10 protein-coding genes and 2 pseudogenes are annotated in these 14,294 nt (G+C 69.0%); 9 read left to right on the top strand and 3 right to left on the bottom strand.

Features of this window, described 5'->3' with window-relative positions:
* Nucleotides 1-3: 3 nt before the first annotated feature.
* The 8 genes from CFB41_RS15315 to CFB41_RS15280 all read left to right on the top strand — a co-directional run bounded on the left by CFB41_RS15315 (nt 4) and on the right by CFB41_RS15280 (nt 10,840).
* Nucleotides 4-1,212: an acyl-CoA dehydrogenase family protein gene (locus CFB41_RS15315; RefSeq protein ID WP_089456989.1), complete on the top strand. Its 1,209-nt coding sequence runs from the start codon at nt 4-6 to the stop codon at nt 1,210-1,212.
* Between the two features lie 14 nt (nt 1,213-1,226).
* On the top strand, nt 1,227-2,363 hold the full coding sequence (locus tag CFB41_RS15310) for an acyl-CoA dehydrogenase family protein (RefSeq protein ID WP_089456988.1): 1,137 nt from the start codon (nt 1,227-1,229) through the stop codon (nt 2,361-2,363).
* 30 nt (nt 2,364-2,393) lie between these two features.
* Nucleotides 2,394-3,599, top strand: a complete 1,206-nt coding sequence (locus CFB41_RS15305) for a CaiB/BaiF CoA-transferase family protein (RefSeq protein ID WP_089456987.1) — start codon at nt 2,394-2,396, stop codon at nt 3,597-3,599.
* Nucleotides 3,600-3,701: 102 nt separating this feature from the next.
* A complete protein-coding gene (locus tag CFB41_RS15300; RefSeq protein WP_011353318.1) occupies nt 3,702-4,007 on the top strand; it encodes a DUF485 domain-containing protein in 306 nt (101 codons plus the stop codon).
* Between the two features lie 11 nt (nt 4,008-4,018).
* Complete coding sequence (locus tag CFB41_RS15295; RefSeq protein ID WP_089457211.1) at nt 4,019-5,713, top strand: cation acetate symporter; 1,695 nt, start codon at nt 4,019-4,021, stop codon at nt 5,711-5,713.
* Nucleotides 5,714-6,071: 358 nt separating this feature from the next.
* Nucleotides 6,072-7,361, top strand: a complete 1,290-nt coding sequence (locus CFB41_RS15290; protein WP_089456986.1) for a dicarboxylate/amino acid:cation symporter — start codon at nt 6,072-6,074, stop codon at nt 7,359-7,361.
* 4 nt (nt 7,362-7,365) lie between these two features.
* Nucleotides 7,366-9,390: an ATP-binding protein gene (locus CFB41_RS15285; protein WP_089456985.1), complete on the top strand. Its 2,025-nt coding sequence runs from the start codon at nt 7,366-7,368 to the stop codon at nt 9,388-9,390.
* Nucleotides 9,391-9,484: 94 nt separating this feature from the next.
* Entirely contained in the window at nt 9,485-10,840 is a 1,356-nt protein-coding gene (locus tag CFB41_RS15280) for a sigma-54 dependent transcriptional regulator (RefSeq protein WP_089456984.1), read from the top strand.
* Nucleotides 10,841-10,937: 97 nt separating this feature from the next.
* Here CFB41_RS15280 and CFB41_RS15275 read toward each other — a convergent pair whose 3' ends face one another.
* On the bottom strand, nt 10,938-11,474 hold the full coding sequence (locus CFB41_RS15275; RefSeq protein WP_089426404.1) for a peroxiredoxin: 537 nt from the start codon (nt 11,472-11,474) through the stop codon (nt 10,938-10,940).
* Nucleotides 11,475-11,634: 160 nt separating this feature from the next.
* Between CFB41_RS15275 and CFB41_RS15270 the strand changes: the two genes are divergently transcribed.
* Nucleotides 11,635-12,207, top strand: a complete 573-nt coding sequence (locus tag CFB41_RS15270) for a hypothetical protein (RefSeq protein WP_089456983.1) — start codon at nt 11,635-11,637, stop codon at nt 12,205-12,207.
* Nucleotides 12,208-12,540: 333 nt separating this feature from the next.
* On the opposite strand, the pseudogene CFB41_RS15265 reads toward CFB41_RS15270, so the two are convergent.
* A pseudogene (locus tag CFB41_RS15265) lies at nt 12,541-13,686 on the bottom strand (YifB family Mg chelatase-like AAA ATPase); the annotation flags it as partial.
* A gap of 83 nt (nt 13,687-13,769) precedes the next feature.
* Nucleotides 13,770-14,172: pseudogene (locus tag CFB41_RS38950) on the bottom strand (magnesium chelatase domain-containing protein); the annotation flags it as partial.
* Nucleotides 14,173-14,294: the final 122 nt, after the last annotated feature.

The raw sequence follows: 14,294 nt of genomic DNA, 5'->3' as shown, positions 1-14,294 counted from the left end.
AAGATGGACCTCAATTTCACTCCCGAAGAGGAAGCCTTCCGCACGGAAGTGCAGCGCTTCCTGCGAGCCGAACTGCCCGCGCGCATCGCGCGCAAGGTGAAGGGCGGCCTGCATCTCACGCGCGACGACATGCGCGAATGGCACGCGATCCTCAACGCGCGCGGCTGGCTCGCGAGCCACTGGCCGCGCGAATTCGGCGGCCCCGGCTGGAGCGTCGCGCAGAAGTTCCTGTTCGACAACGAATGCGCGCTCGCGGGTGCGCCGCGCATCGTGCCGTTCGGCGTGAACATGCTCGGCCCCGTGCTGATCAAGTACGGCAACGACGCGCAGCAGCGCCACTGGCTGCCGCGCATCCTCGACGGCACCGACTGGTGGTGCCAGGGCTACTCGGAGCCGGGCGCCGGTTCCGATCTCGCGGCGGTGAAGACGAGCGCGGTGCGCGGGATCGACGCGCAGGGCGAGCACTATCTCGTGAACGGCCAGAAGACGTGGACCACGCTCGGCCACTACGCGAACATGATCTTCTGCCTCGTGCGCACCGCGATCGACGTGCGCAAGCAGGAAGGCATCAGCTTCCTGCTGATCGACATGAACACGCCGGGCGTCGAGGTGCGCCCGATCGTCACGCTCGACGGCGAGCACGAAGTGAACGAGGTGTTCTTCACCGACGTGCGCGTGCCGGCGGCCAACCTCGTCGGCGAGGAGAACCGCGGCTGGACCTACGCGAAATACCTGCTCACGTACGAGCGCACCAACATCGCGGGAATCGGCTTCTCGACGGCCGCGCTCGACCGGTTGCGCGCGGTGGCCGCGAAGGTCACGAAGAACGGCCGGCCGCTCGCGGACGATCCGTTCTTCGCGGCGCGCGTCGCGCGGGTCGAGATCGAACTCGAGAACATGCGCACGACTAACCTGCGCGTGCTGGCCGCGGTCGCGGGCGGCGGCGCGCCGGGCGCGGAAAGCTCGATGCTGAAAATCCGCGGCACGCAGATCCGCCAGGAGATCACCGCGCTGATGCGGCGCGCGATGGGGCCGTACGCGCAGCCGTTCGTCGAGGAAGCGCTCGATGCCGATTACGACGGCGAGCCGGTTGGCCCGGACGACGCCGCGAGCGCCGCACAGCAGTACTTCAACAACCGGAAGCTGTCGATCTTCGGCGGCTCGAACGAAATCCAGAAGAACATCATCGCGAAGATGATGCTCGGGCTGTAACGAGGGACGCGACGATGGATTTCCAGCACACAGAAGACCGCCGGATGCTGGCGGATACGTTGAACCGCTTCATCGCCGAACAGTACGCGTTCCCGGTGCGCGATCGCATCGCGCAGTCGGCCGAGGGGTTCGATCGTGCGATGTGGCAGCGCTTTGCCGAACTCGGCACGGTCGGCGCGCTGTTTGCCGAAGCCGACGGCGGGTTCGGCGGCGCGGGCTTCGACATCGCCGTGGTGTTCGAATGCCTCGGGCGCGGGCTCGTCGTCGAGCCGTTCCTCGGCGCGCTGCTCGCGGGACGTGCGCTGTCGCTCGCCGGCGGCGCCGCGCATCGCGACCGGCTCGCGGCGCTGATCGACGGCAGCGCGAGCGCCGCGTTCGCGCACGACGAGCCGGGCTCGCACTACGAACTGACGACCGTGCGCACGCGCGCCGACCGCTCGGGCGCCGGCTGGGTGCTGACGGGCGCGAAGGGCGTCGTCGACCAGGCCGCGCAAGCGGCATTCTTCGTCGTCAGCGCGCGCGTGTCGGGTCACGACGACGATGCGGCCGGCATCGGCCTGTTCGTCGTGCCGGCCGATGCGCCGGGCGTATCGCTGCGCGACTACCGGAAGATCGACGGCGGCCGCGCGGCCGAGGTGCGCTTCGAACGCGTCGTGCTGCCGGCCGATGCCGCGCTCGGCGCGCACGAAGGTGAAGCGGGCGTCGAACTGCTCGAACGCGTGCTCGGCTACGGATTGCTCGCGCTGTCGGCGGAGGCGCTCGGCGCGATGGACGTCGCGAAGGAACACACGCTCGACTACCTGCGCACGCGCAAGCAGTTCGGCTTGCCGATCGGCAGCTTCCAGGCACTGCAGCACCGGATGGCCGACCTGCTGCTCGAAGTCGAGCAGGCGCGCTCGGCCGTGATCAACGCGGCCGCGCAGCTCGATGCGCCGCGCGGGGTGCGCGAACGTGCGCTCGCGGCGGCGAAGTACACGATCGGCCGGATCGGCACGCTCGTCGCCGAGGAGAGCATCCAGCTGCACGGTGGGATCGGGATGACGTGGGAGCTGCCGCTGTCGCACTACGCGAAGCGCCTCGTGATGATCGATCACCAGCTCGGCGACGAGGATCATCACCTCGCGCGCTACATCGCACTGTCGAAACAGTAAAGACGAACGACGCGAACGGAGGAGACAAGGATGACGAACGAATCGCGCGCATTGCCGCTGGCCGGCGTGAAGGTGCTCGATTTCTCGCGCGTGCTCGCGGGCCCGTGGTGCGCGATGGTGCTCGCCGATTTCGGCGCGGAAGTGATCAAGGTCGAGCATCCGGCGCGCGGCGACGATACGCGCGACTGGGGCTTGAGGATCGGCGCCACCGAGACGACCTACTTCAACAGCGTGAACCGCAGCAAGCGCTCGATCTGTCTCGACCTGCAGACTGAAGACGGGCGGCGGCTCGCGCGCGAGCTGGCCGCGCAGGCCGACGTGGTGCTCCACAACTTCAAGTTCGGCGGCGCGGAAAAGCTCGGACTCGGCTACGACGCGCTGGCCGAACTGAATCCGCGCGTCGTGCACTGCGCGATCTCCGGCTACGACCGCTCGGGCGCCGAGGCCGCGCGGCCCGGCTACGACCTCGTCGTGCAGGGCGAGGCCGGGCTGATGGCGCTGAACGGCGAGGCCGGCCAGCCGCCGCTGAAGTTCGGCGTCGCGGCGGTCGACCTGTTCACCGGCATGTATTCGGCGCAGGCGATCCTCGCCGCGCTGTACGAGCGCCATGCGACGGGGCGCGGGCGGCGCATCGAAATGGCGCTGTTCGACTGCGGGCTGATGATCACCGCGTACTACGGGCTCGACGCGCTGCTGATGGGCGAGGACCCGCCGCGCTACGGCAACGCGCATCCGTCGGTCGTGCCGTACGGCGTGTTCGACGCGGCCGATGGCCCGTTCGTGATCACGGTCGGCAACAACGCGCAGTTCGCGCGCTTCTGCGCGGTGATCGAACGGCCTGACCTCGCAGCCGACACGCGTTACAAGACCAACCTCGGCCGCTCGGAAAACCGCGCTGAGCTGCTGCCGGAGATTGGTCGTGAACTCGCCCGCCGGTCGCGCGCGACGTTGCTCGCGGCGCTCGCCGAGGCGGGCATTCCGTGCGGCGAAGTGCTCGGGCTGCACGAGGCGCTGAAGTCGGAACGCGCGACGCGCGCGGGGCTCGTCACGCGGCAGCCGCACCCGGTCGCGGGCGGCGTCGACGTGCTGGCGCCGCCGTACCGGTTCGATGGCGCGCGGTTGCCGGTGCGCGGTGCGCCGCCGGTGCTCGGTGCCGATACGGAGGCGGTGCTCGGCGGCTGGCTCGGGATGTCGGCGGAGGACGTCGCGCGGTTGCGGGCGGATCGCGTCGTGTAACGCGTTTCATCGGTTGCCGCCGCGGCGCGGGCGGAGCAGTGGACGCGCGCCGGCCATTCCACAAGACACCCCTCGCAATGACGAGGCGGAAATGGAGACACCATGGAGCTTTCCGTCATCGAATCGGTCACGGCGCGCCGTGACTACCAGCAGCTCGTGCGGGCGCGGCGCCGCTTCAGCTTCACGCTGACGGCGCTGATGATCGCCACGTACTACGGCTTCATCCTGCTCGTCGCGCTCGCGCCGCACGTGCTCGCCGCGCCGCTGTACCGCGGCGCGACGACGACGGTCGGGATCGCCACGGGCGTCGCGATCATCCTGGTCGCGATCAGCCTGACGGCGTGCTACGTGCTGCGCGCGAACCGTGCGTTCGACCGCCGCGTCGACGCGATCCTGCAGCGTTCGTGACGGAGGCCGACATGCGACGACTCTCGATGGCGCTCGGCGCGCTCGCTGTTCCTGCCGTTCTCGTTTCCTCCGCCGCGCACGCGGTATCGGTCGCGGGCCCGATGCCCGACAAGGTCGAACTGAACCCGGTCGCGATCGGGATGTTCTTCGCGTTCGTGTTCGCGACGCTCGCGCTCACGCGCTGGGCCGCGCGCCGCACGCGCTCGACACGCGACTTCTACACGGCCGGCGGCGGCATCACCGGGCTGCAGAACGGGCTCGCGATCGCGGGCGACTACATGTCGGCCGCGTCGTTCCTCGGGCTGTCGGGGATGGTGTTCATGTTCGGCTTCGACGGGCTCATCTACTCGATCGGCTTTCTGGTCGGCTGGCCGTTCGTGATGTTCCTGATCGCGGAACCCTTGCGCAACCTCGGCAAGTTCACGTTCGTCGACGTCGTCGCGTACCGCTTCGCGCAGCGGCAGATCCGGCTGCTGACGTCCGCGAATTCGCTGACCATCGTCGTGCTGTACCTCGTCGTGCAGATGGTCGGCGCGGGCAAGCTGATCCAGCTGCTGTTCGGGTTGTCGTACGGCACGGCCGAGCTGATCGTCGGCGTGCTGATGGTGGTCTACGTGTTCTTCGGCGGGATGACGGCCACCACCTGGGTGCAGGTGATCAAGGCCGTGCTGCTGCTGTGCGGCGCGACGCTGCTCGTCGTGCTCGCGCTCAGCGAATTCGGCTTCAGCATCGACGAGATGTTCCGCCGCGCGGTGGCCGTGCATCCGGGCGCGCTGTCGATCATGGGCCCCGGCAAGCTGATCCGCGATCCGGCCAACGCGCTGTCGCTCGGCATCGCGCTGATGTTCGGCACGGCCGGCTTCCCGCACATCCTGATGCGCTTCTTCACGGTGCCGAACGCGAAGGAGGCGCGCAAGTCGGTGCTCTATGCGACCGGCTTCATCGGCTATTTCTATTTGCTGACCTTCGTGATCGGCTTCTCGGCGATCGTGCTGCTCGCGCAGCATCCGGAGTTCTTCAAGCTCGGCGCGAACGGCACGTTCAACCTGACGCACGATCTGCTCGGCGGCTCGAACATGGTCGCGGTGAAGCTGGCGCAGGCGGTCGGCGGGAACTGGTTCTACGGCTTCATCGCGGCCGTCACGTTCGCGACGATCCTCGCGGTGGTCGCGGGCCTCACGCTCGCCGGCGCAACGACGATCTCGCACGACCTGTATGCGCAGATGTGGGCGCGCGGCAAGCCCGACGAGCGCGTCGAGATGCGCATCTCGCGCGCGGCGACGATCGCGCTGTCGGCGGTCGCGATCGGGCTGTCGATCCTGTTCGAGCACGTGAACGTCGCGTTCATGGTCGGCCTCGTCGCGGCGGTCGCCGCGAGCGCCAATTTCCCGGTGCTCGCGATGTCGATCTTCTGGCGCGGGATGACGACGCGCGGCGCGGTGCTCGGCGGCGGCCTCGGCCTCGTGTCGGCGGTCGCGCTCACGGTGCTGTCGAAGTCGGTGTGGGTCGACGTGCTGCACCATGCGCACGCGCCGGTGTTCCTCGACAACCCGGCGCTCGTGTCGGTGCCGCTCGCGTTCATCGGGATCGTTGCGGGCTCGCTCGCGGATCGCGGCGAGCGCGCGCGGCGCGAGCGCGACGCGTTCGCGCAGCAGGAGTTCTACGCGCAGACGGGCGTGCTGGCCGGCCGCGCCGTGCAGCACTGATTCATCTGATGAATGAATGCATCCGTCCGGATCGCCGGACGGATATTTTCCGGAAATCCGGAATCCCGGATTTCCTTGCCTGCCGCATTATGAGAAATACAATGAATACAAAGGCTTGACGGGTTTCAGGAACCTGGCATCGACCTTGCAATATAAAGCGCACGGCCATCCCCCCGGCCGAACTACTACAGCAAGCAAGGAGACAATCGATGACCACTGCCTTCCTCCCCCTCCGGATGTCCTGAGGCATCGCTTGTTGCGGCACGGCAGCCGCGCGGGCGAGTGAATCTCCCCTGTGACATTCGTCCGCGCGCGTGACGCCGTTTCCATCGGCTCATCTACTTCTGCAGGAACCATCGTGAAGAAGAAACCCTTCTACAAAGTGCTCTATGTGCAGGTGATCTTCGCCATCATCGTCGGCGTGATCCTCGGCCACTTCTATCCGTCGATCGCCACCGACATGAAGCCGCTCGGCGACGGCTTCATCAAGCTGATCAAGATGGTGATCGGCCCGATCATCTTCTGTACGGTCGTCACCGGCATCGCCGGCATGGAGGACATGAAGAAGGTCGGCCGCGTCGGCGGCAAGGCGCTGCTGTACTTCGAGATCGTGTCGACCTTCGCGCTGGTGCTCGGCCTGGCGGCCACGCACATCCTGCGTCCGGGCGTCGGCTTCAACATCGATCCGGCGACGCTCGACGGCAAGGCCGTGGCGTCGTACGCGGCGAAGGCGCACGGGCAGTCGACGGTCGACTTCCTGATGCACATCATCCCGAACACGATGGTCGATGCGTTCGCGCAAGGCGAGATCCTGCAGATCCTGTTGATCGCGTTGCTGTTCGGCAGCGTGCTCGCGCACCTCGGCGAGCGCGGCAAGGTCGTCACCGACTTCATCGACGGGCTCACGCGCGTGCTGTTCGGCATCGTGCACATCGTCACGAAGCTGGCGCCGATCGGCGCGTTCGGCGCGATGGCGTTCACGATCGGCAAGTACGGCGTCGGCTCGCTGGTGCCGCTGCTCAAGCTGATCGGCACCTTCTACCTGACGTCGGTGGTGTTCGTGCTCGTCGTGCTCGGCACGATCGCGCGCTTCACCGGCTTCTCGATCATCCGCTTCGTGTCCTACATCAAGGAAGAGCTGCTGATCGTGCTCGGCACGAGCTCGTCGGAAGCCGCGCTGCCGCAGCTGATGGAAAAGCTCGAGAAGGCCGGCTGCTCGCGTTCGGTCGTCGGCCTCGTCGTGCCGACCGGCTATTCGTTCAACCTCGACGGCACCAACATCTACATGACGATGGCCGTGCTGTTCATCGCGCAGGCGACCAACATCGAACTGACGTGGATGCAGCAGCTCACGCTGCTGGCCGTCGCGATGCTGACGTCGAAGGGCGCGAGCGGCGTCACGGGCGCGGGCTTCATCACGCTCGCCGCGACGCTGGCCGTCGTGCCGACGATCCCGCTGTCGGGCATGGTGCTGATCCTCGGCATCGACCGCTTCATGAGCGAATGCCGTGCGCTGACCAACATCGTCGGCAACGGCGTCGCGACGGTCGTCGTGTCGGCCTGGGAGAAGGAGCTCGACCGCAACAAGCTGCGCCAGGCGCTGACGGGCGGCGGCGAAGTGACGCCGACCGAGACCGCCGGCGTCTGACGTCATGAAGGAGCAGGCGGCGGCACCGCCCGCCGGCGGCGCGAGCCGCGGCGCTCGAGGCGGAAGGGCGGAGGCCTATGACACAATAGGCGATCCGCATCGCCAGGAAGCCTCGACCGTGACGCGTCGTCTGCTCATTCTCGTCGTGCTTGCCGCCGCGCTCGCCGCGGCGTGCACGCTGACGTGGACGATCACCTGGCGGCGCGGCGTCGCGGAGCTGCAGCGCAACGCCGCGGTGCGCGTCGACCGCACCACCAACGCGCTCAAGAGCACGCTCGACCGCTACGAGTCGCTGCCCTATCTGCTCGGCAGCCATCCGTACGTGCAGGACCTGCTCGCCGAGCCGACGCGCGCCGACTACACAGGGCGCGTCAATCGCTATCTCGAAGACCTCAACGAACACGCGCACGCGACCGTCACCTACGTGATCGGCGCGGACGGCCTGTGTGTCGCCGCCAGCAACTGGCGCGCGCCCGACAGCTTCGTCGGGATCGAATACCGCTTCCGCCCGTATTTCCTCGATGCGATGAACGGCCAGGTCGGCCGCTTCTTCGGGATCGGCACGATCTCGCGCGATCCCGGCTACTACATCTCGCAGCCCGTGTGGCGCGACGGCAAGATCGCGGGCGTGGTCGTCGTGAAGCTCAACCTCGAATGGTTCCAGGGCGCCGATGCATCCGAGCCGCTCGTCGTCGTGGACGACCACGGCGTCGTGTTCCTGTCGTCGGTGCCCGCGTGGAAGTACCACACGCTGCGGCCGCTGACGGGCTCCGTCGCCGCGTCGATCTACGAGACGCGCCAGTACGCGCAGCAGCCCGTCACGCCGCTGCCGCTGCGCATCGAGCAGGTGCTCGGCCCCGATGCGGAGATCGTGCGCCTCGGTGCGGCCGGCGTAGGCCCGGGCTTGCGCGCGCCGCGATTCCTCGCGAGCAAGCGCCGGATCGGCGAGCCCGACTGGCTGCTCGTCACGCTCGCGCCGATCGCGCCCGTCGATGCCGATGCGCGCAACGCGACGATCGTCACCGGTTTCGGCTTCGTGTCGGTCGCGCTGCTCGCGTTCTACTGGCGGATGCGCCGCGCGCGCGTGCGTGAAATGATCCGCGGCCGCGCGCTGCTGCAGCAGGCGTATGCGGAGCTGAACCGGCGCGTCGAGGAGCGCACGGCCGACCTGTCGGAAGCGAACGAGCAGTTGCAGAAGGAAGTCGGCGACCGGATCCGCGCGGAGCAGGAGCTGCGCGCCGCGCACGACGAACTGATCCAGGCGAGCAAGCTCGCCGCGCTCGGCCAGATGGCGGCCGGCATCACGCACGAACTGAACCAGCCGCTCGCGGCGCTGCGCAGTTTCTCGGACAACACGCGCGTGCTGCTCGATCGCGGCGAGCAGGCGGCCGCGCGCGAGAACCTCGAGGCGATCGCCGCGCTCACCGAGCGGATGGGCAAGATCACGAACCAGCTGAAGCTGTTCGTCGGCCGCGCGAAGCCGCGCAACGAGCAGGCGCTCGTCGTGCGTGCGCTGCGCAGCGTGCTGTCGCTGCTTGGCGAGCGCCTGAGCGGCGTCGCGCTCACGCTGACGCTGCAGGACGCGACCGTGTCGCCCGCGCAGGATGCGCCGCTCGACCTGGCGCGCGACTATCCCGAGCTCGTCGCCCGTTGCGAGGATCTGCGCCTCGAACAGGTACTGATCAACCTGCTCGGCAACGCGCTCGACGCGGTGGCCGGCGTCGCGGCGCCGGCGATCGAGGTGACGATCGCGGTGTCGGCGGCCACGCTCGCCGTCGAGGTGCGCGACAACGGAAGCGGTATTGCCCCCGACCTGCTGCCGCGCCTGTTCGAGCCGTTCTTCACGACCAAGGAAATGGGGCGCGGGCTCGGCCTCGGCCTCGCGATCTCGTCGTCGATCGCGAGCGATGCGGGCGGTGCGCTCACAGCGCGCAACGCGCCGTCGGGCGGAGCGCTGTTCGTCTTGACGCTGCGGCGCGCCCGCACGCATCATCCGGACTCCGTGTCCGAGCCGGCGGGCTCGCGCTAGGCGCGCCACGCCGCCCGCCCGATCGGCGCACGATCGGTATCAACGACGCCGCGCGCGCTGCCGCCGCGCGGCCCGTCAGGAGCAAGTGAGTACGATGGCCAACCGGCTGCAAGTGATCTATATCGAAGACGATGCGCTCGTTCGCCGGGCCAGCGTGCAGAGCCTTCAGCTGGCGGGGTTCGACGTCGCCGGCTTCGAGTCGGCCGAAGCGGCCGAGAAGGCGATCGTCGCGGACAACGCCGGCGCGATCGTCAGCGACATCCGGCTGCCCGGCGCGAGCGGGCTCGACGTGCTCGCGCAGTGCCGCGAGCGCGTGCCCGACGTGCCCGTGATCCTCGTCACGGGGCACGGCGACATCTCGATGGCCGTGCAGGCGATGCGCGACGGCGCATACGACTTCATCGAAAAACCGTTCGCGGCCGAGCGCCTGATCGAGACGGTGCGCCGCGCGCTCGAGCGCCGCGAGCTCGTGCTCGAGAACCACGCGCTGCGGCGCGAGCTGGCCGGGCAGAACGTCGTCGCGCCGCGCATCATCGGCCGCAGCCCGGCAATCGAGCAGGTGCGCAAGCTGATCGCGAACGTCGCGCCTACCGACGCGTCGGTGCTGATCAACGGCGACACCGGCGCCGGCAAGGAGTTGATCGCGCGCAGCCTGCACGAGCTGTCGCCGCGCCGCGACAAGCCGTTCATCGCGGTAAATTGCGGCGCGCTGCCCGAGCCGATGTTCGAATCGGAGATGTTCGGCTACGAGCCCGGCGCGTTCACCGGCGCCGCGAAGCGCCGCGTCGGCAAGCTCGAATATGCGTCGGGCGGCACGCTGTTCCTCGACGAAATCGAAAGCATGCCGCTCGCGCTGCAGGTGAAGCTGCTGCGCGTGCTGCAGGACGGCGTGCTGGAGCGGCTCGGCTCGAACCAGCCGATCCGCGTGAACTGCCGCGTGGTGGCGGCCGCGAAGGGCGACATGAGCGAGCTCGTCGCGGCCGGCACGTTCCGGCGCGACCTGCTGTACCGCCTCAACGTCGTGACGATCGCGCTGCCGCCGCTGGCCGAGCGCCGCGAGGACATCGTGCCGCTGTTCGAGCACTTCATGCTCGACGCGGCCGTGCGCTACGCGCGGCCCGCGCCGGTGCTGACCGACCGGCAGCGCGCGAGCCTGATGCAGCGCGACTGGCCCGGCAACGTGCGCGAGCTGCGCAACGCGGCCGACCGCTTCGTGCTCGGCGTGGCCGACATGCCGCAGGAGACGGGCGCGAGCGGCGGCGACGCCGACAGCGAGCAGACGCTGAAGGAGCGCATCGAGCAATTCGAGCGCGCGGTAATCGCCGAGGCGCTGAACCAGACGGGCGGCGCGGTCGCCGCGACGGCCGACCGGCTGCACGTCGGCAAGGCGACGCTGTACGAGAAGATGAAGCGCTACGGGCTGTCGGCGAAAGGCGAAACCGAGCGCTGAAAAGCAAACGGACCGCGGAACCGGGTTGCCCGGTCGTGCGGTCCGTGGTGCGGGGAAGGGCGCGGTGCGCGGCCCTTGCAGCCGGATCGGGCGGCGCTCAGGCCGCGTTGCCGTCGAGTGCCTTCTTGAGCAGCGCGTCGAGTTCCGCGAACTGCGGCGCGCCGACGTAGCGCTTCAGGATCTTGCCGTCCTTGTCGACGACGAAGGTCGTCGGCGTGAGCTGCACGTTGCCGAACTGCTTCGCGACACTGCCGTCGTCGAGCGCGACCTTGAACGGCAGCTGGCGCGTCTGCGCGTAGTTCGCGACGTACATCGGAGGATCGTAGTTCATCGCGACCGCGACGAATTCCAGACCCTGACCCTTGAAGCGATTGTAGGTATCGACCATCTGCGGCATTTCCTGCATGCAGGTGGCGCAGCTCGTCGCCCAGAAGTTCACGAGATAGACCTTGCCTTTCAGGTCGCCTGCCGTCGAGACTTTCTGGCCCGACAGCAGCGTGAACGTGGCGTCCGGCACGCTGGACTTGCCGTTGAACGCGAAGAAGCCGGCGACGGCGATCGCCGCGACGACGGCGGCGGCGACGATGTAGCGGACGGGGCCGGCGCTGCGCCGGACGGGAGGCGTGGTGTTCATCTGGTGCTCTCGGAGTCGGTCGATGACGCGGATCAATGCAAAGGACATCGAAATTCGACGCTCATTTTAGCGCGAATGCGGCTTGCGCACCGGCGGCGGCCGCACATCCCGGAATTCACGTTCGGCGGATAATGCGCGTTTTGCCTGCCCGATCCACGCCATGCCGAAGGAAGTCACCGTTTCGTTGCGCCCCCTTTTTCGTCCGCTGCGACACTTCGCCGCGCTCGCGTGCGTGAGCGCGGCGCTGGCCGCGTGCTCGCCGTCGTACGACTGGCGCACGCTGCACAACGACGCCGGCTACACGATCGACCTGCCGGCGAAGCCGACCATGGAGGAGCAACCGGTGGCGATCGGCGCCGCGTCGATGCCGATGCGGATGCAGGCCGCGCACGTCGACGGCGCGGTGTTCGCGGTCGGCACGCTGACGCTGCCGGACGACCGCGACGACACGCGCCGCGCGGCGCTCGAGTTCCTGCGTGCCGGGTTGTCCCGCAATCTCGAAGGCGCGCCGCAGACGGCTTCGGTGCCCGTGCCGCTCGCGGCCGGCGGCGCGGTGAACGGGCTCGAGCTGCGCATCGCCGGCGCGGCCGCCGCCGGCGATCGCGCGCACAAGACGATCATTGCGCGACTCGTCGCGCGCGGCCGGCACGCGTACCAGGCCGTCGTGATTGCCGACGGCAAGCTCACACAGGAGCAGCTCGACCAGTTTTTCGGGTCGTTCAAACTCGACTGACGGTGGCCGGAGAGGGCGCTCAGACACGCTGTGACAACTGAAAGTTCATTCGCAGCTTTCGACGCTAGTCGCCGGATTTTGCGAGGTTTTTTCGGCTATCCACAACGCATGTGGATAACTTTGTTGAAAAGTCGCCCGGAATTCCCGCCAAGCCGCGCGGGACGGCCTTCCGGCCCGTTTGGTCGCTCGCTCGCGTTTTGATAAAAGTCAATCAAAACAACGGGATACGGATCCCGTGCTGCAAAGGTCTCGACGAGCCCCGATCCGGGGCCGGATTCGCGGAATTGTGCATAAGTCAAGTCTTGACAGGCGGATTTTGTCCTCTGAGGGCGTTCAGAGCGCCGTCAGTGCGCGCCGGTAGCGGATCGCTTCGGCGATCTGCGCGGCCGTCGGCAGCGGGTCGCCGGCCAGGTCGGCGATCGTGCGCGCAACCTTCAGCACGCGGAAATACGCGCGCGCCGACCAGCCGAAGCGCTCGCCGGCCTCACGCAGCAGCCGTTCGCCTTCGTCGGTCGGCCGGCACAGGTCGTCGGTCTCGCGGCCGCTCAGCATGTGGTTCGTCTTGCCCTGCCGATCGAGCTGCAGCGCACGCGCGTGCGCAACCCGCGCAGCGACCGCCGCACTCGGCTCGCCGGGCGCCGACGCGCGCGTCGCCAGCTCGGCCGGCGACAGCGCGGGCAGGTCGATCTGGATGTCGATGCGGTCGACGAGCGGCCCCGACAGCTTGCGCAGGTAGCGCGCGGCGACGTCCGGCGAGCAGCGGCAGCGCCCCGACGGATCGCCGTGCCAGCCGCACGGGCACGGATTCATCGCGGCAATCAGCTGGCAAGCGGCCGGGAAGTCGGCTTGCTGGGCCGCGCGCGAGATCGTGATGCGGCCAGCCTCCAGCGGTTCACGCAGCATCTCGAGCACGTGCCGGTCGAATTCCGGGAGTTCGTCGAGGAACAGCACGCCGAGGTGCGCGAGCGTGATCTCGCCCGGTTGCGGCGGGTTGCGGCCGCCGACCAGCGCGGCGGCGCTCGACGAGTGATGCGGTGCACGGAACGGCCGCCGGCGCCACTGCGCGGGCGAGAAGCCGAGGCGGCTCGCGGAAAGGAGCGCCGCCGACGTCAGCGCCTCGTCATCGGTCAGCGGCGGCAGGAGGCCCGGGAGTCGTGCGGCCAGCATCGACTTGCCGGCCCCCGGCGGCCCGACCATCAGCATGTGATGGCCGCCCGCGGCCGCGACTTCCAGCGCGCGGCGGGCGCCGCGCTGGCCGACCACGTCGGCGAGATCGGGGGCGGCCGGCGTCGGCAGGCCGTCGAGGCATGGCGCGGCGACCGGCGCGAGCCGCCCGTCGGGTGCGCCGGTGAGGTGCGCGCACAGCGCGGGCAGGTCCGGCGCGCCGAACACGGTGACGCCCGGCACGAGCGCGGCCTCGGCGGCGCTGGCGAGCGGCAGGTACAGCTCGGGGGCGTTCGACGCGGCGGCGGAGCGCGGCTCCGGGCCGGCCCCTTGGCCACCGATGCCCGAACCGGACAGCGTGCCGGAACCCAGGCCGGAAGCCGCGCCACTTTCCGCTGACTGCGCATCCCGCGCCACGCCACACGCCATCGCGAACGCGCCGCGCATCGGCCGCAGCGCGCCCGTCAGCGACAGTTCACCCGCGAATTCGCGGCCTGCCAGCGCGTCGGCCGGGATCTGGCCGTTCGCGGCGAGGATGCCGAGCGCGATCGGCAGGTCGAACCGTCCCGACTCCTTCGGCAGGTCGGCCGGCGCGAGGTTGACGGTGATGCGGCGCACGGGGAACTCGAAGCCGCAGTTCTGCAGCGCGGCGCGCACCCGCTCGCGGCTTTCGCGGACTTCGAGATCGGGCAGGCCGACGATCGAGAACGACGGCAACCCGTTGGCGAGATGGACTTCGACGGTGACGTCCGGCGCACGGCCGGAGGCGGGCGCGCGACTGCGCACCACGGCGAGCGACATGGCGAGGCTCCTGTAAGCAAGACGGACGACGGCCGTTCGAGGCCGCATGCCGCGGGAATCGGAGGAATCGGTGCGCGCTTGCCGGCGTGGCGCGGGAAAGAACGAGGCACAGCGGAACGACG

Source organism: Burkholderia sp. AU33803 (genome assembly GCF_002223095.1).
GTDB lineage: Bacteria > Pseudomonadota > Gammaproteobacteria > Burkholderiales > Burkholderiaceae > Burkholderia.
This window is presented reverse-complemented; position numbering and strand designations above follow the sequence as displayed.